The 25,255-nt window shown below is 38.4% G+C and carries 24 protein-coding genes; 6 read left to right on the forward strand and 18 right to left on the reverse strand.

Annotated features, from left to right (window positions below):
* Nucleotides 1-127 precede the first annotated feature (127 nt).
* Both TEL01S_RS00995 and TEL01S_RS01000 read right to left on the reverse strand, forming a co-directional pair.
* Complete coding sequence (locus TEL01S_RS00995; protein WP_028843528.1) at nt 128-1,933, reverse strand: ABC transporter ATP-binding protein; 1,806 nt, start codon at nt 1,931-1,933, stop codon at nt 128-130.
* Nucleotides 1,926-3,659: an ABC transporter ATP-binding protein gene (locus TEL01S_RS01000; protein WP_012002263.1), complete on the reverse strand. Its 1,734-nt coding sequence runs from the start codon at nt 3,657-3,659 to the stop codon at nt 1,926-1,928. The genes TEL01S_RS00995 and TEL01S_RS01000 overlap by 8 nt, the downstream gene beginning before the upstream one ends.
* A 148-nt stretch (nt 3,660-3,807) precedes the next feature.
* Here TEL01S_RS01000 and TEL01S_RS01005 point away from each other — a divergent pair, with 148 nt between their 5' ends.
* Complete coding sequence (locus TEL01S_RS01005; RefSeq protein ID WP_028843527.1) at nt 3,808-4,020, forward strand: hypothetical protein; 213 nt, start codon at nt 3,808-3,810, stop codon at nt 4,018-4,020.
* A 3-nt stretch (nt 4,021-4,023) separates the two neighbouring features.
* Nucleotides 4,024-5,175: a beta-aspartyl-peptidase gene (gene iadA, locus TEL01S_RS01010; protein ID WP_012002264.1), complete on the forward strand. Its 1,152-nt coding sequence runs from the start codon at nt 4,024-4,026 to the stop codon at nt 5,173-5,175.
* 275 nt (nt 5,176-5,450) lie between these two features.
* Here iadA and TEL01S_RS01015 read toward each other — a convergent pair whose 3' ends face one another.
* From TEL01S_RS01015 to TEL01S_RS01065, 11 genes are all read right to left on the reverse strand, one after another.
* Nucleotides 5,451-6,566 (reverse strand): M24 family metallopeptidase, encoded by a 1,116-nt coding sequence (locus tag TEL01S_RS01015; RefSeq protein ID WP_012002265.1) that lies wholly within the window; start codon nt 6,564-6,566, stop codon nt 5,451-5,453.
* Nucleotides 6,567-6,606: 40 nt separating this feature from the next.
* Nucleotides 6,607-7,458 carry a carbohydrate ABC transporter permease gene (locus TEL01S_RS01020; protein WP_012002266.1) on the reverse strand — a complete coding sequence of 284 codons (852 nt, stop codon included), beginning with the start codon at nt 7,456-7,458 and terminating at the stop codon, nt 6,607-6,609.
* Nucleotides 7,451-8,347 carry a carbohydrate ABC transporter permease gene (locus TEL01S_RS01025; RefSeq protein WP_012002267.1) on the reverse strand — a complete coding sequence of 299 codons (897 nt, stop codon included), beginning with the start codon at nt 8,345-8,347 and terminating at the stop codon, nt 7,451-7,453. Before TEL01S_RS01025 ends, TEL01S_RS01020 begins: the two co-directional genes overlap by 8 nt.
* An 18-nt stretch (nt 8,348-8,365) precedes the next feature.
* Nucleotides 8,366-9,652 carry an ABC transporter substrate-binding protein gene (locus tag TEL01S_RS01030; protein WP_012002268.1) on the reverse strand — a complete coding sequence of 429 codons (1,287 nt, stop codon included), beginning with the start codon at nt 9,650-9,652 and terminating at the stop codon, nt 8,366-8,368.
* A 26-nt stretch (nt 9,653-9,678) separates the two neighbouring features.
* Entirely contained in the window at nt 9,679-11,094 is a 1,416-nt protein-coding gene (locus TEL01S_RS01035; RefSeq protein ID WP_322786174.1) for a beta-galactosidase trimerization domain-containing protein, read from the reverse strand.
* The gene (locus TEL01S_RS01040; RefSeq protein WP_028843524.1) at nt 10,994-11,836 is read right to left on the reverse strand and encodes a beta-galactosidase; all 843 of its coding nucleotides are present in this window, start codon (nt 11,834-11,836) and stop codon (nt 10,994-10,996) included. The genes TEL01S_RS01035 and TEL01S_RS01040 overlap by 101 nt, the downstream gene beginning before the upstream one ends.
* Nucleotides 11,837-11,841: 5 nt before the next feature.
* Nucleotides 11,842-12,621, reverse strand: coding sequence for a sugar isomerase domain-containing protein (locus TEL01S_RS01045; protein ID WP_012002270.1), 780 nt, complete (start codon nt 12,619-12,621; stop codon nt 11,842-11,844).
* Between the two features lie 6 nt (nt 12,622-12,627).
* A complete protein-coding gene (locus TEL01S_RS01050; protein ID WP_012002271.1) occupies nt 12,628-13,503 on the reverse strand; it encodes an ROK family protein in 876 nt (291 codons plus the stop codon).
* 5 nt (nt 13,504-13,508) lie between these two features.
* Nucleotides 13,509-14,240, reverse strand: a complete 732-nt coding sequence (locus TEL01S_RS01055) for a GntR family transcriptional regulator (RefSeq protein ID WP_012002272.1) — start codon at nt 14,238-14,240, stop codon at nt 13,509-13,511.
* Nucleotides 14,241-14,345: 105 nt separating this feature from the next.
* Nucleotides 14,346-15,641, reverse strand: coding sequence for a hydroxylamine reductase (hcp, locus tag TEL01S_RS01060; RefSeq protein ID WP_012002273.1), 1,296 nt, complete (start codon nt 15,639-15,641; stop codon nt 14,346-14,348).
* 83 nt (nt 15,642-15,724) lie between these two features.
* Entirely contained in the window at nt 15,725-17,374 is a 1,650-nt protein-coding gene (locus TEL01S_RS01065) for a DUF342 domain-containing protein (protein ID WP_028843522.1), read from the reverse strand.
* A gap of 109 nt (nt 17,375-17,483) precedes the next feature.
* Here TEL01S_RS01065 and TEL01S_RS01070 point away from each other — a divergent pair, with 109 nt between their 5' ends.
* From TEL01S_RS01070 to guaA, 4 genes are read left to right on the forward strand one after another with little or no spacing between them, the layout of a single operon-like run.
* The gene (locus TEL01S_RS01070; RefSeq protein ID WP_228369025.1) at nt 17,484-18,362 is read left to right on the forward strand and encodes a DMT family transporter; all 879 of its coding nucleotides are present in this window, start codon (nt 17,484-17,486) and stop codon (nt 18,360-18,362) included.
* Nucleotides 18,331-18,729, forward strand: a complete 399-nt coding sequence (gene kal, locus TEL01S_RS01075) for a 3-aminobutyryl-CoA ammonia lyase (RefSeq protein WP_012002276.1) — start codon at nt 18,331-18,333, stop codon at nt 18,727-18,729. The genes TEL01S_RS01070 and kal overlap by 32 nt, the downstream gene beginning before the upstream one ends.
* On the forward strand, nt 18,722-19,549 hold the full coding sequence (gene kce, locus TEL01S_RS01080; protein WP_028843521.1) for a 3-keto-5-aminohexanoate cleavage enzyme: 828 nt from the start codon (nt 18,722-18,724) through the stop codon (nt 19,547-19,549). The genes kal and kce overlap by 8 nt, the downstream gene beginning before the upstream one ends.
* Nucleotides 19,546-21,060 carry a glutamine-hydrolyzing GMP synthase gene (gene guaA, locus TEL01S_RS01085; RefSeq protein WP_028843520.1) on the forward strand — a complete coding sequence of 505 codons (1,515 nt, stop codon included), beginning with the start codon at nt 19,546-19,548 and terminating at the stop codon, nt 21,058-21,060. The genes kce and guaA overlap by 4 nt, the downstream gene beginning before the upstream one ends.
* Nucleotides 21,061-21,090: 30 nt before the next feature.
* Here the strand turns inward: guaA and TEL01S_RS01090 are convergent, their stop codons facing one another.
* Genes TEL01S_RS01090 through TEL01S_RS01110 form a run of 5 tightly spaced genes read right to left on the reverse strand, consistent with a single transcriptional unit; the run spans nt 21,091 to nt 25,248 of the window.
* Nucleotides 21,091-21,477: a hypothetical protein gene (locus TEL01S_RS01090; protein ID WP_012002279.1), complete on the reverse strand. Its 387-nt coding sequence runs from the start codon at nt 21,475-21,477 to the stop codon at nt 21,091-21,093.
* Between the two features lie 17 nt (nt 21,478-21,494).
* Entirely contained in the window at nt 21,495-22,175 is a 681-nt protein-coding gene (locus TEL01S_RS01095) for a 16S rRNA (uracil(1498)-N(3))-methyltransferase (RefSeq protein WP_012002280.1), read from the reverse strand.
* Nucleotides 22,176-23,450 carry a serine--tRNA ligase gene (gene serS / locus TEL01S_RS01100; protein WP_012002281.1) on the reverse strand — a complete coding sequence of 425 codons (1,275 nt, stop codon included), beginning with the start codon at nt 23,448-23,450 and terminating at the stop codon, nt 22,176-22,178.
* Between the two features lie 6 nt (nt 23,451-23,456).
* Nucleotides 23,457-24,092 (reverse strand): LPS export ABC transporter periplasmic protein LptC, encoded by a 636-nt coding sequence (lptC, locus tag TEL01S_RS01105; RefSeq protein WP_028843519.1) that lies wholly within the window; start codon nt 24,090-24,092, stop codon nt 23,457-23,459.
* A gap of 1 nt (nt 24,093) precedes the next feature.
* A complete protein-coding gene (locus TEL01S_RS01110; protein WP_028843518.1) occupies nt 24,094-25,248 on the reverse strand; it encodes an S-layer homology domain-containing protein in 1,155 nt (384 codons plus the stop codon).
* Nucleotides 25,249-25,255 lie beyond the last annotated feature (7 nt).

A 25,255-nucleotide genomic window follows, 5' to 3' on the forward strand; every position in this document is an offset into this window, starting at 1 on the left:
CGCCTGGCAATTCCTTCCCCTGTGGCATAGTCAGCATTATAAGGAAGGAGCTGAGGAAATACAATGAAGGAAATTGCCTTGACCACGAAACCAGCACCTCTATAGGTGGGGGTAGTTCACCAGGTTTTTAGGATTCATTTTCCTCCAGAAGAATTCCGTACTGATTTGTGAAAAGTTCGTGGTAAAATCCTTTGCTTTGTAAGAGTTCTTCATGTTTGCCTATTTCCACAATTTCACCGCCTTTCATGACAATTATTAGATCTGCATTTTTAACAGTGTTTAGCCTGTGGGCTATAATGATACTTGTTCTTCCTTCCATGAGTTTCCACATAGCAGTCTGTATACTTTTTTCTGTTTTTGTATCTATATTGCTTGTGGCTTCGTCCAATATGAGTATCTTTGGATTTGCCAGAAAGGCCCTGGTGATGGAAAGGAGCTGTCTCTGGCCCTGACTTAAATCTTCTCCGTTATCTGTGAGAATAGTGTTGTACCCGTGTGGAAGATGTTTTATAAAGTGATCAGCATGTGTCAATTTTGCAGCTTTTTCTATTTCATTATCGGTTGAATCTGGGTTTCCGTATCCTATGTTTTCTTTGACAGTTTTGGAAAAAAGTATAGTGTCCTGCAATACTATACCAATGATAGACCTGAGAGACACTCTTTTTATTTTCCTGATATCTACACCATCTATGAGTATCTGGCCCGCGTCTACATCGTAGAATCTCATCAGCAGATTTACTATAGTGGTTTTTCCGGAACCAGTTGGACCAACCAGCGCTACTTTTTGTCCTGGTTTTATGTGAAAGCTGATGTTTTTGAGGATGGGAACTTCTTTATCGTAAGAAAACCATACGTTTCTAAACTCTATTTCACCCTTTGCTTCGCTAATAATTACAGACTTTTCATCATCGTTTTCTTCCTCAACATCCATGATTTCGAATATTCTTTCCGCACTTGCAAGAGCCATTTGTATCATATTGAACTGATTTGAGAGTTCGTTCAATGGTCTGGTAAATTGGCGTGAATAGCCTATAAATGTGGCAATTGTCCCAACTGTAACTATACCTTTCAGGGCAAACCATCCACCAAAGCCACTGACCATCGCGAACCCCAGGTTGTTTATCATGTTCATAATAGGGCCAAGTATTCCTGAAAAAATCTGTGCTTTTACCCCTATTTCTCTCAAATTTTCGTTTGATTTATTGAATTTCTCTAACTCTTTTTCCTCGCGCGTGAATATTTTTATCACAGAAAGACCTGATATATCCTCTTCTATTATGCCATTGAGCTCTCCAAGCACACGCTGATTCTCATAAAAATACCTTCGTGTTCTCTGAGATATAATCCGGGTTGCCAGAAGAGTCAGGGGAATCACAGAAAAAGTGACCAGAGAAAGCAGTATATTAACCTTAAGCATCATAAATGCAGCTCCGGCAAGTGTGATGATTCCTGAAAAAGTTTGAGTGATGCTGTTTGCAAGCACGTTGTTTATATTGTCTGTATCATTTACAATTCTGCTGATGACATCTCCATGAGATGTCTTATCGAAGAAACCTGTTGGAATTCTTTGGAGTTTTTCAAACAACTCTTTTCTCAAATCAAAGACAATTTCCTGCGAAAGCTTAAGCATGATCTTACCCTGAATCCAGAAAGATAAAGAAATAATGGCATAAAAGCTGCCCAGAATTAGCAAGTACCTGAAAAGTTTTTCGAAAGCCATTGGAATAAATACCTCGTCAATAATTTTTCCTATAAGATAAGGAGTTACGACATTCATCAATGAGGATAAAACTACAAAAAGAAATACCACTATTAATAGGATTGTATGAGGTTTCAAATAATTTAGAAATCGCTTTAAAGTACCTCTCGGGTTTTTTAAATCAGGCTTATTCACCGGTATTTCATGTGGTGGTCTTCTCACTATTTCAGGCATCGTTAATCATTCCATTTCCAAGTTGAGATTCATATATTTCTCGATACGCTCTGCAATTTCTAAGTAAATCCTCGTGAGTACCAAAACCAACCATTTTTCCTTCCTGAAGGGTTAGTATTCTATCTGCAAGCAGTGCCGTCGAAATTTTCTGAGTTATGATGAATGTTGTACACCCTTTTGTATATTCTCTCAATCCTTCCAGGATTTTTCTCTCAGTTATGGGATCAACAGAGCTTGTGCAATCGTCCAGTATTAGTATTTTCGGCTTTCTCACCAGCGCGCGGGCTATGGAAAGCCTCTGCTTTTGACCTCCGGAGAAATTCCTTCCACCTCTTTCAACATATGAATCGTACCCCTGCGGCAAATTGATGATAAAATCATGTATCTGAGCTATTTTAGCTGCTTTGATTACTTCTTCGTCTGTTGCGTCTTCCTTTCCCCATTTTAAATTTTCTTTCACAGTTCCTGAGAACAGATTCGTTTCCTGAGGAACTGCGGCTATGTATTTTCTGAGATTCTGCAATTTTAATACTCTCACGTCGGAATCATCAATCTTAACATCGCCAGAGGTGACATCAATCAACCTCGGTATAAGGTTCATGAGTGTGGTTTTACCAGATCCTGTCTCTCCCAAGATTGCTATAACTTCTCCCGATTTTACAGAAAAGTTCACGTTTTTGAGAACGGGGCTGGTGTCTCCAGAGTATCTGAATTCAACGTCTTCGAAATCTACTCTTCCTTTTATTTCAGGAACATATAAGGCATTTTGAAGTTCATGAATTGCCGGTTGTTCATCCAGTACTCCTAACACTCTTTTGGCAGAAGCGCCTGCTCTCACAACAAAATTGAGAATATTTCCTATCATCATGAGAGAAAACATGATCTGCATCAGATAGTTTGTATAAGCTATGATGTTGCCAACTTCCATCTGGTTTTTCTTAACCAGAACTCCTCCAAACCAGAGAACTCCAATTGTTCCTGCATTTACTATGAAGATGAAAACAGGAAGAGCAAAAACTATAAGAGAGAAAGCTTTAATCATAGAATTTTTCAGCAATTCATTGTTTTTGTGAAAATTTTCCTTTTCATATTCTTCCCTTCTAAAAGCTCTAACTACTCTGACGCCCAGAAGATTTTCCCTTACCACGGCGTTCACTCTATCTACGCTGTCCTGGATTTTTCGAAACAGCAGGTCACCCTTTTTCGTGAGCCATAAGAAAAGAAAAATTATCGGAGGAATCAAAAAAATAAATATCGAAGAAAGATGTGCATTTATAGAAATTGCCATCAAAATACCACCAATGAAGAGAAGAGGTCCCCTGACAACTATTCTCAATAGCATCATGACCAGATTTTGAAGTTGTGTAACATCATTTGTGAGCCGCGTGATCAGCGAGGAAGTATGGAATTTATTCACATTAGTGATGGAAAAGCTCAGAACTTTTTTGAAAAGATTTCGTCTGAGATCGGCGCCAAAATTTTGACTGGCATGGCTGGCAAAGATAGTGCAACCGATACCACCAACGGCACCAATTAAAGCAACAAGAAGCATGAAAATTCCTGTTTTCCAGACAAGTTGTAAATTTCCCCGAGCTATGCCTTCATCGACAATACGGGCCAGAAGGGTTGGTTGTGCAAGATCACATATTACTTCTATAACCATGAAAAGAGGTGCTAACACAGTTGAAAGCCAGTAAGGTTTGAGATATCTCAAAAACACTTTCATAATGGATTCTCTCCTTGACTTTTAAGTGACATCTGAAGAATTTTAAAAGGTCCTTTATTCATTATAAAACCCGGTTTGCTTTTGAAAAAGCACTTAAAAGTTGAAAAATTGTTGATTTTTGTCGATAATATAAATGAGGTGAAAATTTATGCGTATAGGACCTGTTGATTCAACGGGCGTATCTTATGAATCTGCGTATGTACCACAGAAACATTCACAGACCCAGACTCAAATTCTTGACAAAGATCAAATGGTTCAGTTGTTGAGTTTTATGTTTTACCAGAAAAATGGCCTGGATGTGAAATTGGTAAGGATAGCCGGTGAGTTGTTCAGCAAATCTCAAATGAACATAACGGTGTGATTTATGATAAAGCTCGTTAAAAATGTGGAAGTATTCTCACCAAATTTTCTCGGTAAAAAAGATATACTCATCGCTGGCAGCAAGATTGTGGTGATTGAAGATTTCATAAATGTAGATTCTTTGCCAGTTGAAAAGATAGACGGTTCTGGTTTGATAGCAGTTCCAGGCTTTATAGATTCACATGTGCACATTGCTGGTGGTGGAGGCGAAGGAGGATTTAAGACCAGAACACCAGGGATTGTGTTTTCGGATCTTGTAAAAGCAGGTATAACCACTGTCGTTGGTTGTCTCGGTACAGATGGTGTAACAAGAAATTTGAAAGATCTATATGCAAAAGCGAAAAGCTTGGAAGAAGAAGGTATCAATACTTATATATATTCTGGTTCCTATAGAGTTCCGCTAATCACTTTCACAGGAAATCTTATAGAAGATTTTATATTGATAGATAAAGTTATAGGTGCTGGTGAGATAGCAGTATCCGATCACAGGTCGAGTCAGCCATCTGTAGATGAATTGAAGAGAATTGTCGCAGATGCGCGAGTGGGAGGAATTCTTTCAAACAAAGCAGGCATTGTGAACATACATGTTGGTGATGGCAAATCGATGCTTGATATATTGTATGAAGTTGTTGAAACCACAGAGATACCAGTTACGCAATTCTTACCAACGCATATAAACAGAAACAAAAAGCTCTTTGAAGAAGGATTAAATTATGCCAAAATTGGTGGGTTCGTTGATTTCACAACAAGTGTGGGGGATCTGCTTGAAGAAGATCTTCAAGCGTGGAAAGCCGTTAAAATTTATATAGAGAACGGTTTTGAGAATCAGGTTACAATGAGTTCAGATGGGCAGGGCAGCTTACCAAAATTTAATGAAAAAGGGCAATTCATTGGGCTTGGGATCGGGAAAGTTTCATCTGTTATGGAGCAATTCAAATCTGCCGTGAAAAATGGTGTTCCTTTTGAAAAAATTCTCAAAGCTATTACACAAAATCCCGCAAAAATCCTTAAACTTTCATCAAAAGGTGTAATAGCTCCAGGAAAAGATGCAGATATATTGTTGTTCAACAGTGATCTGAACTTAGATAGCGTTCTTTGTATGGGAAAATTGTTGATGTCAAAAGAACAAATCCTTGTAAAAGGAACTTTCGAATAAGATCCTTCCTGTTTTAAAGATTATGATCTTTATTACAATGCTTGTAATTCCGATTTTAATTGGATATAAGTTATCTATCTTAGAAAAATTGTGATATATTCGATTGGGGGTGTATGCCTTCTATTACAGGTGTCCGAACTGCGGGCAAATTTATTATTCTGCAACAGAATTAAGTGATGATAAATTAACATGCGAAAAATGTGGTACAAAGATAGTGCCTCTCAGCCCGCAGGAAGTGAAAGATTTGTTGAACAGGAAAAAAGAACCAAAATGAATTACACATTCGCTAACAGAATATCAGGCCTTCTTATGATCTGCCCATCTATTTCAAATTCGATAAAGGGCCAATTGCTTGTTTGCGGATAACTTATTATCTCTAAGCCTTTTTCTGTTATTAAAACTGTATCTTCAGATTTGGTTCCGGTGATTGTTGGATTCCATGCAACTGCATTTCCAAAACAAAGTGTATAATCTGTCCATTCCTTGGCTATTATTTCTCGGGCATTGTAACCGGTTATTCCTCCTTGATGATGCAACATCCATTCATATGGTCTTCCAATTTCAGCATAAGCTTTCCTGATTTTATCCAAGACCTGATTTAATTTAACTCCAGGTTTTGAATTTGTTATAGCAACAGCGTCCACGTAACAATTTTGCTTGTGTTGTTCGATCACGTTTGTATCTTTTTTAAACAGGACGGATCTTGTTAACGAAATCACCAGGCCTCGTTTCCGAGCGCAGATACTCACGAAAACTTTGTCGCCAAGTTTAACATTTCTGGATAAATTGTGCCTGTACAATTTTGCGCTCTCTTCTCCACTGACCATGACAAAAATAGGCTCTATTCCTTTTTCGATAAGGGCACTGGCCACCATTCCCTGGACTTCAATTTCTCTCATCTCGGGGTTAATTTTTGCCATAACATGGTTAACCGATTCATCGCAAAGTTTTCCAAGAGTTCTGTAGGTGTTCAGCTCAAATTCAGTAAGCACATACCGATATTGATCCAGCATGTCTTTCACACAGATTGTTTCAAATCGTCCTGTATCCGAGGCAAACTTTTTTCCAGATACGAATGGTTTCAAAACATCTGTCATATCTTTGGACCAGATATATTCGGCAAACTCAACTTCCGGCAGCAGATCATCGTGAAATTCTTCTTTTCGGAGTCTTTCTTTTTCTATGTTATTAGTAAGTATATAAATATTTTCTTCAGTCAAAAGCACATGAGCATCACCTGTTTCACTGTTCAAAGTTATGTGGTTTCGTGCTCCAAAAGTAAACCAGGAAAAATTATCGCATCTGCTTAAAATAAGACCATCAAAATCATTTTCTTTAATGAAATTTCTGAGAAGCTCAACCCTCTGCCTGAAAAGTTCTTTCAATTTCACTAGCATCACCCAGAAACATTATATACTTTTTCTTGCATGACTAAACATTTGCAAATCCACTTAAAACAAAACCTCTTACATAATAACGCTGGAGGTACAGGAAAATTATCACCATAGGAACTACTTGATAAACGAGGGCAGTTAAAATTAAGTGCTGTGTTTCAGTTGTTGAAAAAGCAAGTGACAATCTTGAGATACCAACGGGTAAAGTCATAAGTTTTTGAGCTGTTGAAGTTACTATAAGTGGCCACAAAAAGGAATTCCACTGACCTATAAAAGTGAGTATTGCCAGGGTTGCGATAGCTGGTTTCAAAAGTGGCAGGATGATAGAAATGTAAATTCTGAACTCAGATGCACCATCGAGCCTGGACGAGTCAAGTAATTCATCGGGAATGGTCATTATAAATTGCCTCATGAGAAAAATACCATAACCGCTAACAGCAAAAGGTATTATTAATGATAAGTAATTATCCAGCCATCCAAACAATCTCATGAGATAATAAACAGGTATCAAAAATATGAAGACGGGAAACATCATGGTTGAGAGCACAAAACCAAACAGAATCTTTCTGCCAGCGAACTTCAGCTTTGAAAAAGCATACCCTGATAGTGAACTTGTGATAATAGTTATGAGAGTTACTGACCCCGACACAAGGAAGCTATTTTTGTAGTAATTAAATAAAGGTATTCTCCTGAGCACTTCGACATAGTTACCCCATTGAGGTTTTTCGGGAAGCCATTTGGGGACATCAGACAAGAGTTCCTGAGGTGTCATTAGTGAAGCGGAAAACATCCAAAAAAATGGTAAGATCATCCAGAAAGCCCCAAATATTATTATGGCATATCTTACGATTTCCAACAAAATGCAGGTTATCTTCTTTTTTTTACTCATATCCTTTGATTCCTCCACGTTTGAAGATCCACAGAATAACCAGTGTAAAAGAGAAAATAACACAGAATAATAAGAATGCTCCGGCTGACGCCCTGCCCATTCTCAATGATTGAAAAGCTGTTTCGTAAACATACCAGGAAACAGTCATAACACTTTTTGCTGGTGCGTTTCTCCCCATAGTAAATGGAAGATCAAATACTTGCCATGCCCCTATAAATCCTGTTGCAGTGAGAAAAAGCAAAGTGGGAGAAAGCAGAGGAACTGTTATGTGGAAAAACTGTTTGAAAGGACCAGCGCCGTCAATTTTGGCTGCATCGTAATAATCTTTTGGAATGTTTCTGAGGCCAGCCGTGATGATCAACATTGAACCACCTATACCCGACCATATGGCTGCGATGATTATTGAGAAAAGAGCAATATCCGGGTCAGTAAGCCAGTAAACAGGTTTCATCCCAAAAAGACCCAGTATAGAGTTCAACAGTCCGTTGTTTGGTCTGTAAAGATAGCCCCATATAGTGCCTATGGCAACCTGAGGTGTCACAACTGGCGTAAAATAAATAAATCTCCAGAGTACAGAAAACCTGGCACCATTGATCAGTACAGCTAATATCAGAGCTATGATTATTGTGGCTGAAACTGTAAGTAGTGCATAAATAAGAGTGTTTCTAAAAACAGAAACAAACATCTCATCATTCAGTAAGTACGAATAATGAGAAAATCCTATCTTTCTTGCATTAGAAAGCGGAACCAGCATATTCCATCTTCTTGTTGAAGCTAAAAGCGAAAAAAGGACTGGATATACGAAAAACATTGAATAGAAAATCATTATTGGGGCGAGGAAAAAATACCCCACCCCAGAATGCTGTTTAGCAATTTTTCGTCCTTTCAAAACCGATTACCCCTCTCATCAATAAAATTCAGAGAGAATCTTGTCGATCTCGAGTTTTGCATCTTTCAAAGCTTTTTCTGCTGTTTTTCTACCATTCCATGCTTCAATTATTTCCCTCATTAATATAGTTTTGATTTCTTGGCCCTGAGCGACATTGGGTTCTTGATGAGTGTGCTCGAGTTCTTTAACAAAAATAGAAGTATATAGATCATTCAATTCTGATTGAAAGAAATTAATATCTGCCTTGTTGGGGGGTATAGATCCTATATTCTTAGCCATAAGTTCACCCATTCTGGTGTATCCACCAGATTTATCCAAGGTTAGCCATCGAACAAAATCCCATGCCTGTTTTTTGTTTTTTGAAGCGTTATCAACTGCTATGAACCATGTGTAACCAGCTGTTGCTGGTTTTTTCAAGTATGGAATAGGGGCGACTCCAACAATTTCTTCATACTGATCTTTAAATCCAAGTTTTAGAGATGTTTCGTACCAGGTTGCCATAATCATCATGGCTACTTTACCCGCTGGAAAGTTCCATACACTCGCCGCCGGGTCTGTTCCGCCATTTTTAAAGAGTTTTAATTCTGCTTCGAGGGTTTCTATTGCCTCCTTTGAATCAAGCAGGCACCTGCTGAAATCATCTTCAAACAATTTACCGTTGTTACTGTAAAGCAATGCTAAATAAGGATGAACCACTGCTGAATCCCAACCAGAAAGGAATGCAAATCCATATTGCGAAATCGTACCGTCTGGGTTTCTCTTCGTGAGCTTTGGAGCCATTTCCACTAATTCATCCCAGGTTTCAGGGGGATTGGTGAATCCAGCTTCTTTCAACAATTTTTTGTTAAAGACAAGTGCATAATTATCGACTTCGATAGGAACACCCCATATTTTGCCATCAATCGTAGCTCCATCGATTGCAGGTCTCACAAAGTCTGATTTTACTTTTTCAACGATATCTTTTGGAACTTGATCCAGTATCATGGAATCTGATAACTGAACACCCCAGAGAGAATACAAAATGTAGACATCAGAGATTACCCCAGAAGTATGGCTTATAAGAATGCGTTTCAGATACTCATCGAATGGTACTGATTGAATCTCAATTTCGGTATCAGGATTCAATTTCTGATATTCTTCCACATACTGTCTTAATCCTTTTACCATGATGTTTCCATTTTCATCTTTGATCCCTTCAACTTGGTAATCAGACCAGTGAACTGCAAGAATGATTTTTGTTTTTGCAAAACCGCTTGTGATTATCACAAAAATCGAAATCAAAACAATTAACAAAGACTTTTTCATTCCTCACCCCTCCTATCTAAGGTTTTTCACTCGATCAACAAAACAACAGTGTGATTACCCTGTATGAAGATATTTTTGATTGATAACGCTTTGCTGCATGCTTGATATTCGAATTTTTGATCAGCGTTGATACATTTCACATTGTTTACCAGAGCGGGTAGATTATTTGAAGGAATCAGAAGATCAAATTCAATTGCTTCGTCCCCATGATTAAATAGAAATACTATTGTTTTTTCCTCAGAACGCGATATTCTCACTTCAAGATAATCTTCTTGACCAGAAGTAATTGAAGTTGAGTAATCAGGGTTAATGCCTGCTCTCTGTGCAATTTGTTTTAAGAATTCCAGATTGTTCCTATTTTCTGTTTTTTCATAGGCAAGACCAATGAGCATACCAACCATTATTGCCAGTCCTGAATGATATTTGTTTTCTACAATAACAGGCTGGCCATTAAAAAATGCTTTTGGAATGCCTGTTGTTTTTCTGTACACAGTTAAGTATCGATAAGCAGAAAGTTTGCAATCTTCATAATCGATAGCCTGTTCTTGGATTTCCCTTGTATAGAGTTCCTCACAACCAAAAACTTTTTCCAGACCGGATCCTGGGATTTTTTCTTGCAAAGTTCCGTCTTCTTTCATCCATCCAAGACGTCCATCTGCCAAAACTACTCCCCCGCTCCTCACATATTTCTCTATCGCATCAGCACTTTTCTGATCTATAACGATGGAAAATGGAATCATAATGAGATGGTACTGCTTAAGATCTTCTCTCAATAAGTCCGATATATGCAGAAAATCCACATTAACACCCATTTGCATCATGGCCTTGTACATGCCAAAAATGTCTTCACGTATGATCTCCGCACTTTCAGCCCTTAAACAAGCGAGAGTTTTGTGGGTTTCAATGTTATAAAGTATCCCTACCTTAGCTTGCAAAGCTTTTGCTTTTAAGAATAAATTCATGTTCTTAGAAATTATTTCGGAGACTTTTCCAGCCCTGATTACCTTGTTGTTGATTGAACCATCATAATTTGCCAGGCCGAATCCCGATACTTCATAGCCACAGCTCATAGGAAGCCAGGCATAGTAATTTAAACCCTTAGCATCATGGGAGATAGCGAGCCATGACCATCTTTCAACATCGAATTCATCAACTGGAACGCTGAATCTCAATCCTGTAACACCGTGACCAGATTGGAGCTCTCCTATCCAAAAAGGTTTATTTTTACTTTCGCAGGAAGATCTGCTTGCATCAAGTGCAACACCCATGTGGTGCGGTTTTAACGGCATCCATGCGCCTGTGTGCTTCGGATAGAAAGAAGTTCCCCATATATCTACTTTTTCAGATAGTTTCCAGTCGTCTGATGAACCATATCCGATACCAGGTATTCCATAAACACTTGAGATCGCTGCATGACTTGATACAGGATGTGATGGATCTATTTTTTTTTATCGCTGAGGTTTTCCAGAAGAGATCTTCGGATATCTTTTCGATGTTGAATTGAATCCAATCAAGAAGATCCCTAAAACTTGATAAAGAGACATATCGAGGTATGGTGATTTCTTCCCAGCTTCCATGTTTTCTATACCAGATTTCGTTCAGTTTTTGAACAGTTTCATACTTAGTTTTGAGCCATTCGATAAATCTATTTTTTGAATATTCGCAGTAACAAAACCAAGGATCTTTGATGTAGTCTATCCATGACCATTGAACAATATGTGGTTCAGACCATATGTCCCATGCTAAAAATGAATCGTGCCTTGATACTACTTTTGCAAGATTCTGCAGAAAGCTTGTAATATGTTTTCTTACCTGCGGATGGTCTGAACAGTATCCAGGAGCAGATTGAGAATGTATAGTCAGACCGGATCTGTCAATAAAGAGTGAATCTGGATAATCTCTTTCCACCCAGTTTGGTGCTGAGTCTGTGTAAATTTGAAGTATAGCCTTGATTTTCAGCTCATCAGTTATGTTAAGTAATTCTTCTATTGATGAAAAATCCCATACATCAGGCTCCGGTTCAGCAGTAGCCCAATCATACCAGAATCTGATAGTATTAAATCCGATCTTTTTGATTCGAGAAATCTCTGATTTTATCTCTGATAATCCTTTAACTTTTGCAGTCATGGGAGCCCTGGATTTGTTTGGCCCGTACCAGACAGATACTGGGAAGAAATCTTTCAAATTCCTCACCTCTCTTGAATTTTCCAGTAGTGCCTGTTTATTGTTTTTTGATGAAAATCGAAAATTTTCACGTTATAATCAACATCGAATCCCTCAACATTTGGAGATACAAATATCTTCAAATCTTTTCCGTGATCATGAAGAATAGCTCCAGTTTCTGCTATAAGGCTCATTGTGATAGCAACGACTGCTACAGTTGAAGAAGCAGCAATACGCTCTTTTTTTCCTGAAAGTTCTATAAGTGCATCTTCTGGCGGAGTGCAGTTATCAATGATGAGATCCGCTATATCAGAAAGTTTTTTTCCAGAACTGTGAGAAGCTATAGCAGCAACTTGATTACTTACAGAAACAATTGCAATTACTTTTGCCCCAACTTTTTTTCCGTACAACGCTGCTTCAACAGGAGCTGCATTGATTCCTCCGTGAGAGTAAATAATTAGTACATCGTCTTTGGCAATTGGTTGGTATCTTAAAAAACCGTTTTCCACATATCCTTCCTTTCTTTCAACAAGTAATAAACCAGGAGCACTTGCTGGACCAGTAGGGCTAAACCACATTAATCTGGGATCTATCAGTGGATTAAAACCTATAAAACTTCCATATCTTGGAAATGCGTCCAGAACGGGTAGAATTGAGTGCCCACTTCCAAACAGATGTACCATACCATTTTTTTCAATGCATTCTGCCATAATATTCGCGGCTTTTAAAATGTTGGTATTCTGTTCTTTTTTTATTCTTTTAAGAATGTCCGTCACTTTTTCAATATAAGCCTCGAATGCCGACAAATTCTATCACTCCTTTCTCAAAGAGGTATATTTTGAGCAACCTACGAGTTGCGCATCTTCGCCTAAGGAGGAAACTTTTATAATGGGAGGAGTAATGAATGGGCTGGTGAATTTTTTCAATGTTTTAACAGCTTCTTCTTCAAAAACTTTCCAGTTCAAACCAACACTTCCTGAGAGAACTATTATCTCCGGGTTTAGAATATTTGTAATTGTTGAAAGAAGATATCCCATTGCGAATGAGACATTTTTAACTACCTCAGTTGCACACGTGTTTTTCTGTAGATACAATCTTAAGACAGATTCACTGGATTCTATCTCTTTTCCACATATTCTGGAAAACATCTTTGCTATAGCTGGTCCTGATATTAATGACTCAATATCTCTGTATTCTTCTGTCAAAGGATCTTTTATATGAATCCATCCTGCTGATCCTGCTATTCCCTGATTCCCAAAAATGATCTGCCCCTGTGAGAAAATACCAAGACCAACTCCTGTACCAATTATCAGATATGCCACTTCTTTGAATCCTCTGGCACATCCACTGCATATTTCTCCAATTAGGCCTGCGGTACGGTCATCTATTATGTAAATCTGTACATTTGGAATAAAAGAACGTATTGTCTCTTTAAGTTTAATCCTCTGTGGGAACACGTTTGGTATTAAAACACTCCCGTCTTCGAAAACAGCTCCAGCTATTGAAAAAATACAATGTGATATTTCAAATTTTTCGTTCATTTTTTCAAATTCCTGTGAAATGTTTTCGAACAGTTTATCCTGCTTTTTTGGTGTGGAAAATTTTCTTTTGAGATATATTTTGCCGTCTGAATCAACGATAGCTATTCGTAAATTTGTACCTCCGATATCGCAGGCAAAGCTGTACACAGTTTTCACTTCCTCAACTGTACCTGTACCGAATATCTATCACTTCTTATTATTGATTCTGTATATTCAATGGGAGTATTATTTGTGTCGTATGCAACTCTTTCGACTATGAAACCGGCAAATGGCCACTTCGCTTTGAGTAGTTTGCACTCGTATTTATCAAGTATGGTTGCATAATATTTTTCCTGAGCAGAGGAAATTTTGATTCCGTACTTGAGTTCGAGCAATTTGTATAAAGATTGTGTTAAATCATTCTCCAGAAAATCCGGGGCGATGTACTCAGGCGTGTAAAATGTTTGTATCCCGAATGGATCACCATTAGCAAGTCTTAAACGTCTGACCATAATAACTTTTGAACCCGTTTCAAGTTTCAAGGCTTCAGAGATTTTCTCATCTGCTTCTCTTATACCTTTTTCTAAAATAACAGAGGTTGGATTGAATCCCATGGATATCATTTCTTCTGTAAAGCTGGTGAGTTTTCTTGGTCCCTGACGTATCCTGGCATCTACTACAAATGTGCCTTTACCCTGCCTTTTTATGAGAAACCCTTCTTCCACAAGTAAAGAAACAGCCTGTCTCACAACAGCAGTGCTGACACCAAACATTTTAGAAAGTTGCTTTTCTGTTGGAATCTTTTCACCAGATTTCCAGGTTTCAGATAATATGTTTTTTCTAAGAATTTCTTTAAGCTGATAGTATAAGGGTTCTGTTGAATATGGATCTATCTTTTGAATCATCTCCGTATACCTCCTATTAACTATAATCATTATAATGAATATAATCAATTTTGTCAAGCAATAAAAAGGCGACCTCAAGGTCGCCTTAAATAAAATTAAAATAAATTATGCCTTCAATATTGCTTTAATATCATTTTCGGGGTCGCTTATTAGTCTCAGATCATAATTGGATTGAAGCACATTTAGTATATCCTGATTTACCCATGCTGGGAGCACTGGGCCTATATAGATTCCTTTTATGCCCAGGGCAAGTAATGTCCAAAGTATGGCAACTGCTTTCTGCTCCATCCATGTTAACACAAGAGTAAGCGGTAAGTCATTAATGGGTTTGTCAAAAAGCTTTGAGAGCGCTTCTGCTATTTCTATAGCAACGATCGTATCATTGCATTGACCAACGTCCAGAAGCCTTGGAACACCATCTATGGTCCCAAAATTAATATCATTTATTCTATATTTTCCACATGCAAGTGTTATTATTACAGTGTCTTCAGGCAGTTTTTTGGCAAATTCCCTGTAATAATTTCCTTTTTGTGTTGGGGTGTCACAGCCTCCTATCACAAAAAAGTGTCTTATCTTACCAGACTCAACTAAGGCTTTTATTTTGTCAGCGATACTGGCAACGACACCTGTAGAATATCCTGTAGTCAGTTTATATGTAGAAGGTTTTTCTTCAAGTTCCGGCAGAGACAGGGCTTTTTCTATAACTGGTGAATAATCATATCCATCTATGTGGGTCACTCCCGGTAATCTTGCTATGGATGTTGTAAACATTCGATTTCTGTAGCTCTCTTTTGGCAATAGGACACAATTTGAGGTACCAAGTATGGCTGCGGGGATTTCATCAAACAGCATTTTTTGGTCGTACCATGCTGCACCAAGATTTCCAGCAAGGTTCCGGTATTTCCTCAAAACTGGGTATCCATGGGCTGGTAGCATTTCTGAGTGTGTATAAACATAAACATTTGTTCCTTCTACCTGCTTCAACAGTTCTTCAAGAGCTTTCAAATTGTGTCCTGTAACAATTATTGCATGTCCTTTCTTTGTACCAGTTTCAACCTCTGCTGGTACTGGTTCACCATATGTTTCAATATGAGCTTTCTTTAGCAATTTCATGACTCTTAAATTCATCATACCTGCTTCAAGAGCAAGTTGAACATAACTTTCGGGGTCAAAATTCACATTTGTAAGAGTAGAATACAGTCCTTTCGATAAAAACGAAGCAATCTCTTCATCTTTATAGCCAAGTTCTCTTGCGTGGTAGTAGTACGCAGATATACCATCAAGAATGTATACAAGATTGTCTTGGAGTCTTGTTACAAGAGGAGATTTTCCGCATACACCTGCCCTAACACATCCCTCATTGTTCAGAGCCTGAGAGCACATGTAGCAAAACATATCCATGTTTGACACCTCCTTGACAGTTTTTTCACTTAACAGCTTACTGAAATTTAGAAATAAGGACAGTAACTTTTGTTACGAACGAGTCAAAGAAAGCTTATCTCGCCTGTATTTTTATTCAAGAAGAAATCACAGGGACCTATTTTGTCGGATATCAATTTTTTTCTGCCGGCGATAGCAATTCTGACATTGGGATAACAGATTTTTCTAACTCTGATTCTGGATGTATCTGAATACTTGACCTGCAAATTGTGCTTTAAAATTTTCAGTGTTTCATGGATTTTTCTTACTTCCAATTCAATCCGCTTCTTTTTCTCGGCAGTTTTTTGAAGGATTTTCATCAACTCTTCTTTTTTTGGAATTTCTTTTGTTTCTGTTGTTTTCGCCCTGGCTGAGCTTTCAATTTCAGACAAAAGCATAATAGATCGCATTGCTTCGAGTAAATTTCTTTCAAGTTGCGCTATTTCTTTTTCGTTTTCATAATCAATCCCTGCGGCAATCTCAGTTCGAACTCCACTTTCACTGCCAAGCTCTGCTGCTTCCACATTCCCGGAAGTTTTCACTGCCCCGCCAGCTATAACGCCTCTTCCTTTTACGGTAATGTCACCACGACAAATTATTACAGAGTTCATTATATAATATTCAACAAATATATTACCTTCGCAAAAAATCTGCGATTCGTTTATAAACTTTGCTGTTAAGTCTTTACTAACTTTTATAATTCCCTTACCTCTTCCAAATATGCCTCCTTGAACTTTGAGTGAACCTCCGCAGGTAACCTGAATTTCTCCAAGCACTCCCATTATTGAAATATCTCCATCCGCCTTAATCTTAAAAGGTCCCTCTGCATTGCCGCGAATTATCACTGTAGCGTTGAAATCTATGTTTCCTGTGTCGTATCCCAAATCTTTGTCGATCAACAGTACATTCCTCACACATACCTTCGAATTCTGTACATAAGGTTGTCCATCACACGTTGCTATAATCTTTGTCCCATCTTCAGATAGTTTCGTGTTTTCGCCAACAAAGTTTTGTAAATTCAAATCTTTTGCTTTTTCCACCTTAATTATTTCACCAGTTACTGCTATTCCGTCATAGCTTTCCCTGATGGGAACCTTTACTGCCAGTACATCACCTTCATGACATGTGAAAATTTTGTAAAGTGCAGCCATATCAACAGAATCTTTTTCTCCAATTTTTTCAAAGATCATTCCAGATTCGGGAAACAGAAACTCAATACTGGCATCACTTCCGTAAATGGGTTTTTTGCCAGATGCAACCGGAATGTGAGCAAACACTTTGCTTTCATCAATGATTTTTCGCAATGCATCTTCATTTATGCCGTAAATAACCCCGGATTTCTTCAATGCTTCCTTGAGTTCATCGAATGTTGGCAAAACTCTCTTCAAACCCGGTACTATGAAGATACTTGCTATCATTTTATCCTCAGATATTTCAACCTGAATATGTGGATCTGGATACTTTTCTTCCAGATCACTTAAATCTGATAATGCCGGCTCTATAATCTCTACTACATTTGAGAGTTCTTTCAGAATAGATTCTCTGTGTGATTCGTGAACAGGTTCAATTATTACTTCCATGTTGGCTGGATCAGCCTTGCTTATTCGAAAAGATACCTTTTCATGCCAATTTTGACCGTAATCTTTTTCCAGCAAACTGAGAAGTTCTTCAACATTTTCGATTTGGACAATCCTTTTTTGAGGTTTTCTGTCCATTGAATCCCCCCGAGTCTTTATATTTTACGGTTCGGCAGAAAAAACTTTTCATAAATATTATAACTTCAATAAGTAAATTTTTATGCAAAAATTGAAGTTGAGCGGAGGTGTGAATTTGTACAAAATATTTATCTGGTTGGTTGTTTTTTTCTGGGGAATGTCTTTTGTAGCCACAAAGGTAGTGGTTTCTTATATTCCGCCAGCTACCGCTGCCTTGATAAGGTTTTTGATAGCACTGGTTTTCTTAATTTTTGTCAACAGAAAATTTCCGAAAATTCTTAATTTGCATGGTTTTTTTGCGGGATTCTGGGGTATAACAATGTATTTTTATTTTGAAAATGCAGGGCTTGTCCACACTTTTCCAACGAATGCTTCTCTAATAGTCTCAAGCGCCCCAATTCTGCATATATTGTTTTCCCATATTATTCAGAAGAAAAAAGCAACCATGATGGAGTACATAGCTTCATTCATAGCTTTTTCAGGAGTTGCCGTAGTAATCCTGAATGGAAAATTTGCTCTGAAGATCAATCCTGTAGGGGATATCATGCTTTTTGGCGCAGCTTCTGTGTGGGTGCTTTATACCTATCATGTCGAAAAAATGCCGAATTCAGATTCATTAGAAGGTGTTGCTGCGATAACATTCTGGGGAGTTGTTACACTCATTCCTTTTTCTCTGGTTGAGAAGAATAGCTGGGTGAGTTTCAATCCCGCTTCTTTTGTTTCTCTAATGTATCTTGGTGTAGTGTGTTCTGGCATAGCGTATGTTTTATGGAACAAAGGCATCAAAAAAGTTGGCTCACGGTACACAACAAATACTATTTATTTTATTCCAGTGCTCACCAGCATTGCAGAATCAATTTTTTTGAAAAGATTGCCTAATTTGTATACGATATTTGGTGGGGCGATGGTACTGGTCGGTTTATGGCTGTTCAATTTCTCCAGAAGGAGGCTGGTTTATGAAAACATTTCTGAAGGTGAGGATGAGTGAACATGATGCTCACTATGCAGGTGGGCTTGTTGATGGCGCGAGAATTCTTCAGCTCATAGGTGATGTTGCTACTGAACTTTTGATAAGATTCGATGGTGACGAAGGGCTTTTCAGAGCGTATGATTCGGTGGAATTTTTGAATCCTGTTTACGCTGGCGATTTTCTGGAAGTACACGGTGAGATAGTAAGCGCAGGAAACACTTCAAGAAAGATGAGATTCGAGGTTTATAAGATAATAACCAACTCAAGGATACCGGGACACGAATCAGCATGTGATGTTCTAAATCCACCGATACTGGTTGCAAAGGCAAGTGGAACCTGTGTTGTGCCAAAAGAAAGACAGAGGGTGGTGAAAAAAGATGGATAAACTGATTATAACTGTTGCAGTTTGTGGGGCAGAAGTTACGAAGCAACATACCCCCTACATACCGGTTACACCTGAAGAAATAGTCCAGCAAAGTTACGAGGCATTCCTCGAAGGAGCATCGATAGTTCACCTGCACGTTAGAGATGAAAACGGGAACCCCACCCAAAATGCGGAGATATTCAAAAAAGTTGTAACGATGATAAGAGAGAAATGCCGTGGTATGATTGTTCAAGTTTCAACTGGTGGAGCTGTATGGATGACTGCTGAAGAGCGACTGCAATCACTTGAGTCAGATCCAGATATGGCTACATTAACTACCGGAACTGTGAATTTTGGGAACGATGTTTTTATGAACAGCACTCCAATGATTGAAAGATTTGCCGAGGAGATGAAAAAAAGAAATATAATGCCGGAATTTGAATGTTTTGATATGGGGCATATCACGAATGCTTTGAATCTGGTCAAAAAAGGGCTGGTACATGGGCACTTACATTTTGATTTTGTCATGGGAGTTCCAGGAGGAATAGCCGCAAATGGGAGAAATCTCATAGCTATGGTTGATAATCTACCAGCTGATGCGACATGGTCTGTTGCCGGTATAGGTAGACATGAGTTTCCCATGGCGGCTATGGCAATAGCGATGGGGGGGCACGTCAGAGTTGGGCTTGAGGACAATATATATGTAAAAAAAGGAGAGTTGGCAAAATCTAATGCTGAGCTTGTAAAAAAAGTAGTGAAGATAGCCAGAGAGATAGGGAGAGATATCGCAAGTTGCCAAGAAGCAAGACAAATTTTGAATTTGAAAGAAGTGAGAAAATGAAAGTAGTAATCGTTGATTATGGTTCTCAATACACGCAGCTCATAGCAAGAGTGATAAGAGAACTTGGCTATTATAGTCAGGTTGTTCAATACGATGAACCTCTTGATACCGATGAAGTTGGTGCTGTTATTTTTTCAGGTGGCCCAGAAAGTGTTTATGAAGAAAATTCACCGGGTTTGCCGGAATGGTTTGAAAGGTACAATGGCAAAGTTCTTGGAATTTGTTATGGTATGCAACTTGTCGTACATGCCCTTGGAGGTGCAGTTGAGCAGGGAAAAACAGCAGAGTATGGAAGAACAGAGTTGGAAATAATAAAAGATGACGATATCTTCTCAGGAATAGAGAAACATCTCACAGTCTGGATGAGCCATGGCGATCACGTTAAAAAATTGCCGAAGACTTTCAAAACTATAGCCAAATCGAAAGATGGAATAATAGCAGCCGCGACAGATGAAAAAAAATTCTGGCTTTTGCAATTTCACCCTGAAGTTCGCCATACATCTTATGGTAGAGAGATAATTGAAAATTTTCTTTCCAGGGTTTGTAAGCTTGTTCCAAATTGGAGTCTGGAAGATTTTATCAAGCAGAAAATCAACGAGCTAAGAGAACATTTATCGGGAAAAAAAGTCGTAGCAGCTCTATCTGGTGGGGTAGATTCTTCTGTGGCCTGCGTTCTTGTACACAGGGCAATTGGCGAAAATCTGCTTAATGTTTTTGTTGATCACGGTTTGCTGAGAAAAAATGAAGAAGAGGAAGTACCGAGAATTTTCAGACAAGTACTTGGTTTGAATCTTTTAAAAATAGATGCGAGAAAAGTGTTTTTAGAAAAATTGAGAGGTATTGTAGATCCTGAGAAAAAGCGAAAAATAATTGGAGAACAATTTATAAGGGTTTTCGAGAAAGAGGCAAAAAGATACGGAGCAACGCACTTAGTGCAGGGGACAATTTATTCAGATGTTATAGAGAGCGCAAAATCTGGAAAAAAGACAGCTGCTATAAAGAGTCATCACAATGTTGGAGGGTTACCGCAGCGCATGGATCTTGAAATAGTTGAGCCACTGAAAAATCTTTTTAAAGACGAAGTAAGAATTGTTGGTGAAATGCTCGGCATCCCAAGATCAATAATACATCGTCAACCTTTTCCTGGTCCTGGACTTGGTGTGAGAATAGTTGGAGAGATAACCGAAGAAAAATTGGAGATTTTGAAAGAGGCGGATGATGTCTTTATTCAGGTACTAAAAGAAACAGGCTGGTACGAAAAAACCTGGCAGGCTTTCTCGGTTATTTTACCTGTAAGGTCTGTGGGAGTGCGTGGTGACAAGAGGGCCTATGATTATGTACTTGCTTTGAGATCAGTTGACAGTGTTGAAGGCATGACAGCAGATTGGTCCAGATTACCCCACGAGATTCTCGATTTAGCTTCAAGAAGAATTTTGAACAGGGTGAAAGGAATCGGAAGGGTTGTTTATGACATAAGTTCCAAACCGCCTGCAACAATTGAGTGGGAATAAAAAGGGCGGGATTCTCCGCCCTTTTTTGCTTTAATGTTGATCAGGTTTTTCCTGCATTCTGAACATATTCGTTCTCTCATTATTAGACACCAGGGCCTTTCTTCTATGTACAGCGCTCAGGGCCAACCTTTTTAAAATCGCTGGCAGGTCGCTATTGTTTAGAATTTCATTGCCAAGTATTTTTTCAAGATTTGGAGAAAGTTTATAACCATTTTCAGAATCTGGGTCAAAATAAATCTGGTCAATGTGATTCCTTGTGATTTCTGGTTTGATTTTGCTCAGAAAATTAATCGCGAATTCAATAAAAACATCAGCTGTCTCTTCAGGTCTTTTTGTGGCGGACAACTTTTCGCGATAAGCGCTTTCGATTTCTTTTTCAAATTTGACAAAAGATAAGAATTTTTCGCCTTTTTTCATTTGACAGCCTCCTTTCTTTATATCTTTCCGTTTAGAAAACTTGACAATCCGGCTGCCAGAATTGCCGCCGTTTCAAATCTCAGGATTTTTTTTCCCAAGTTCAAAAAGGTGCCCACCTGACTGAGCTGATTGATTTCTTCTGATTCAAAATCGCCTTCAGGTCCTACAACAATTCTTAGAGAGCCTTTGAAATCGTCTATTTTTGCAGCACGACCGGATTGGTGAAGTACTACTGTTTTCATAGATTCATTTTGTAGAAAGCTCATGTCTCTAAAAATTCTCAACTCTGGAAAGAGGTATCTTACGCTCTGTTTGGCAGCATCTCTAATGATAAGGCGTATTTTTTCCTCTTTGTCAATGTAAAGCTTGCTCCTTTTTGTTTTATAAATTATCAGTTCATCAACGCCAAGTTCGACAGCTTTTTCTAACAGAAAACGAAGTCTTTCCCAGTTCTGGCTTGCAATGCAAAGTGTGATCTTTGAAAGTTTATTTATCTCGGTTTGTTCGACATTTCTTACGACGGCTTTTGATTCGAGTTTGCCAAGCTCAATAAGTTCGCAGTTGTAAAGATTGCCTTTTCCATCTGTTACGAACAATTTTTGCCCCACGCTTACCCTGATGACTCTGAGGTGGCGTGACTCGTGCTCATCAAGAATTACGAAATCTCCAGTTTGTTTGCCGTAAAAAATGTGTGGCAATTATCCCAGCACCTCACAGCCAAGGTACGGTTGCAGTGCTTTTGGTACATCTATCCTGCCGTCGGCCCTTTGATAATTTTCTATTATTGCTACTAAGGTTCTGCCCACTGCAACGCCAGAACCATTTAATGTGTGGACAAAAGAAATTTTTCCGTCTTTTCTCCGGTATCTTATGTTGCCTCTTCGAGCCTGAAAATCTGTATCGTTGCTGCAGGAAGATATCTCTTTGTACGAATTATACGATGGTAACCAGACTTCAAGATCATAAGTTTTGGCCGCACCAAATCCAAGATCCCCGCTGCACAATTGAATAACTCTGTAAGGCAATTCAAGCCTTCTGAGAACTTCTTCTGCGTGGGAAACAAGCGTTTCGAGATCTTCGAACGATCTTTCCGGTGTGGTTATCCAGACCAGCTCAACTTTGTCAAATTGATGTTGACGGATCATTCCACGTACATCTTTTCCATAACTTCCCGCTTCTCTTCTATAGCACGGTGTATAAGCCGTATAAAGCAATGGAAGATCTTTTTCTTCAAGAATTTCATTAGACCTGAGTGCCACGAGAGGAACTTCGGCAGTTGGTATTAAAAATAGATCATCTGCCTCTATTCTGTAAGCCTCTTCTTCGAATTTTGGTAATTGCCCTGTAATGGTCATGGTTTCTCGTTTTACTATGTGGGGGAGCCAGACTTCTGTATAGCCGTGCTCTTTTGTATGCATGTCCAGCATAAAATTTGTCAGAGCCCTTTCAAGTTTTGCAAACATCCCATACATAACAGTAAATCTGGAACCACTTAGTTTTGCCGCGCGATCGAAATCCATAAGACCCAGAGACGGACCGAGGTCCCAGTGAGCCTGAGGATTATAATCAAATTTTTTCGGATCTCCCCACTTTCGAATTTCTCTGTTTGAAGTTTCATCTTTTCCCTCGGGTACTGAATCGTCTGGGATATTGGGGACAAGAAGCATCAATTTTTCCATCTGAACTTTTATTTCTTTTAATTGATCTTCTATAGAGTCTATTTGCCTACCTATCTTTTTTCCTTCTTCAGTTAGATTTTCTATCTCCTCTGTTTTCCCGGATGACTTTGCCTGGGCAACCATCTTTGAGATGGAATTTCTTTGTGCGCGGAGCTGGTTAATCTGATTTGTGAGTTCTCTAAATTGTGCATCAAGAGAGAGTAGATCATCAACCATTTTTTTCTCGTAATTTCGCTTCTCAAGTGCTTTTTTCACAAAATCCGGTTTCTCACGAATTAATCTGATGTCTATCATAGTTCATCACTCCTCCACAATCAGTTCTACTCTTGCATTTGTTGCAGTCATTTTATCATCAATTGTGGTTATTTCAACACTGGTTGCCCACATTTTCATGTTTTTGTCGTGATCTATCAAAGTGACATCTCCTTCAAGTTTTATTTTTCCGCTTTTTCTGTCATAGAAAAAACTTTTAGCGCTCGCTTCTATTTTACCTTTGTATATCTGAACCTGATCTGTGGAGTTTCCCTGAAAAATGTCGTTTTCAAGATCTATTTCCATAGAATCACAGTTTATCAAAATTGTATCTGTACTTTCTTTATCAAATATTTCTGCTTCTACATCTCCAGACATTGTGCCAGTTTTGAGCTTAATATCGTACCTCAATCTGGTAGAGGTGGCGGTACCATCGTCGAAAAACACTTCTGCATTGTTGGCTTCAACTATCCTCCATTCATTCTGATACTTTGATACTTTCATCGAATCGCAATACAGATTGAGATTATCTTCTTCTATTTCAACTTTGACATTCCCTTCGTAGTAGGCTTGTTCTTTTTCTGGTTTGACAAATTCCGAGAAAATGTGCACTGTTTTAGCAAAGCTGAGACCCCAAAAGCTCACACAAATTGCTAATGTTAATAATTTTCTTAAACTGGTCATTTTACTGACCACTCCATTGAAACAGAACGGCTATCAAGCCAATTGCTACACCTGCCGCTCCTATCAGATAAGCAGTAAGAACACTGCTTTCAAGATTTTTTTGTTTTGTCTCAAGTTCGCCTATCTTTTTTTGGAGCATGCCAACTTGTGTATCTTCCATTTTCTGCTCTAATTGGGTTAGATTTACATCTATTTCTTCTATTTTTTGATTCAAACTGGTGATTGAATCTTGAACGTGTGAAAGTTCGTCTTTGCTTGCTAAGGATTCGATAGTCTTCATATCCTGCTGTAATTGTGTTACTCTACTATTGTACAATTCCAAATTTTGTTGAAAATCTGTCAGTTGTTTCTTCTGAATTGAAAGATCGTTTTGCAAGCCTTTTGAAAGGGCATCCAATCTTGCTGCAAGTTCAGTTATTTTTTGATCGTACAGTTTCCCCTGAGCATTCATCTGAACATTGAATTGTTCCGAAAGCTTTTGGATAGATTGGGAGTTCTCATTTACATTTTTAAGAAGAGAGTTTAAAAGATTCTCACTGTTTGAAAATGATCTTGAAAACTCTGTTTGATTTGCCTGAAGTTCGGCAATCTTCGAACTTAAAAGATTTAAATTACTGTCTGTACTTTCTATGCTTTTTTGCAGCGATGATGCGAGTTTTTCAAGAGCTTCTACCCTTGAAAGAACCGGTTCAAGGCGGGAAATCTGGTTTTGATGCTGGTTTAAAATTTCCTCAATTTCTTTATGCAACTGCGCATATATTTGCTGAGATAACTTATCTGTTTGACTTTGGAGGCTGGCTACACTCATCTCAAAATCTTTGAGTCGTTGTTCATAGGTTTTATATGCAGCCTCAATTCCCATGATTTTTGTGGAAAGATTCTGCTGGTTCTTTTCAAGATTTCCGAGCTTGTCAGAAATATCTCTCAGCTGGAATTTGCTTAAAATATTGTAAAGATACTGTGCAATATCAAATCTCGTTACAAGAAGGCCACCCCTGAAATTTCCATTTTCATCCAGATCCATTATTTTGTTCTCGATCATGAAAGAAACGGGTTCATAAATATCGAGAACTGGTGAAACATCTTTGATCTTCACCTCTGCACCGAATATTGCAATAGCCACAATTAATGGAGCAAAAAAGAGTAATTTTCGCATATTAGAC

This window comes from Pseudothermotoga elfii DSM 9442 = NBRC 107921 (assembly GCF_000504085.1).
GTDB classification, from domain to species: Bacteria; Thermotogota; Thermotogae; order Thermotogales; family DSM-5069; genus Pseudothermotoga_B; species Pseudothermotoga_B elfii.

Coding starts and splice junctions, on each gene's coding strand:
- kce (WP_028843521.1), top strand. CDS start 18,722: ATGGATAAACTGATTATAACTGTTGCAGTTTGTGGGGCAGAAGTTACG.
- guaA (WP_028843520.1), top strand. CDS start 19,546: ATGAAAGTAGTAATCGTTGATTATGGTTCTCAATACACGCAGCTCATA.
- TEL01S_RS01000 (WP_012002263.1), bottom strand. CDS start 3,659: ATGAAAGTGTTTTTGAGATATCTCAAACCTTACTGGCTTTCAACTGTG.
- TEL01S_RS01065 (WP_028843522.1), bottom strand. CDS start 17,374: ATGGACAGAAAACCTCAAAAAAGGATTGTCCAAATCGAAAATGTTGAA.
- TEL01S_RS01090 (WP_012002279.1), bottom strand. CDS start 21,477: ATGAAAAAAGGCGAAAAATTCTTATCTTTTGTCAAATTTGAAAAAGAA.
- TEL01S_RS00995 (WP_028843528.1), bottom strand. CDS start 1,933: ATGCCTGAAATAGTGAGAAGACCACCACATGAAATACCGGTGAATAAG.
- TEL01S_RS01005 (WP_028843527.1), top strand. CDS start 3,808: ATGCGTATAGGACCTGTTGATTCAACGGGCGTATCTTATGAATCTGCG.
- TEL01S_RS01020 (WP_012002266.1), bottom strand. CDS start 7,458: ATGAGTAAAAAAAAGAAGATAACCTGCATTTTGTTGGAAATCGTAAGA.
- lptC (WP_028843519.1), bottom strand. CDS start 24,092: ATGACCAGTTTAAGAAAATTATTAACATTAGCAATTTGTGTGAGCTTT.
- TEL01S_RS01110 (WP_028843518.1), bottom strand. CDS start 25,248: ATGCGAAAATTACTCTTTTTTGCTCCATTAATTGTGGCTATTGCAATA.
- TEL01S_RS01055 (WP_012002272.1), bottom strand. CDS start 14,240: ATGATTCAAAAGATAGATCCATATTCAACAGAACCCTTATACTATCAG.
- iadA (WP_012002264.1), top strand. CDS start 4,024: ATGATAAAGCTCGTTAAAAATGTGGAAGTATTCTCACCAAATTTTCTC.
- TEL01S_RS01030 (WP_012002268.1), bottom strand. CDS start 9,652: ATGAAAAAGTCTTTGTTAATTGTTTTGATTTCGATTTTTGTGATAATC.
- kal (WP_012002276.1), top strand. CDS start 18,331: ATGAAAACATTTCTGAAGGTGAGGATGAGTGAACATGATGCTCACTAT.
- serS (WP_012002281.1), bottom strand. CDS start 23,450: ATGATAGACATCAGATTAATTCGTGAGAAACCGGATTTTGTGAAAAAA.
- hcp (WP_012002273.1), bottom strand. CDS start 15,641: ATGGATATGTTTTGCTACATGTGCTCTCAGGCTCTGAACAATGAGGGA.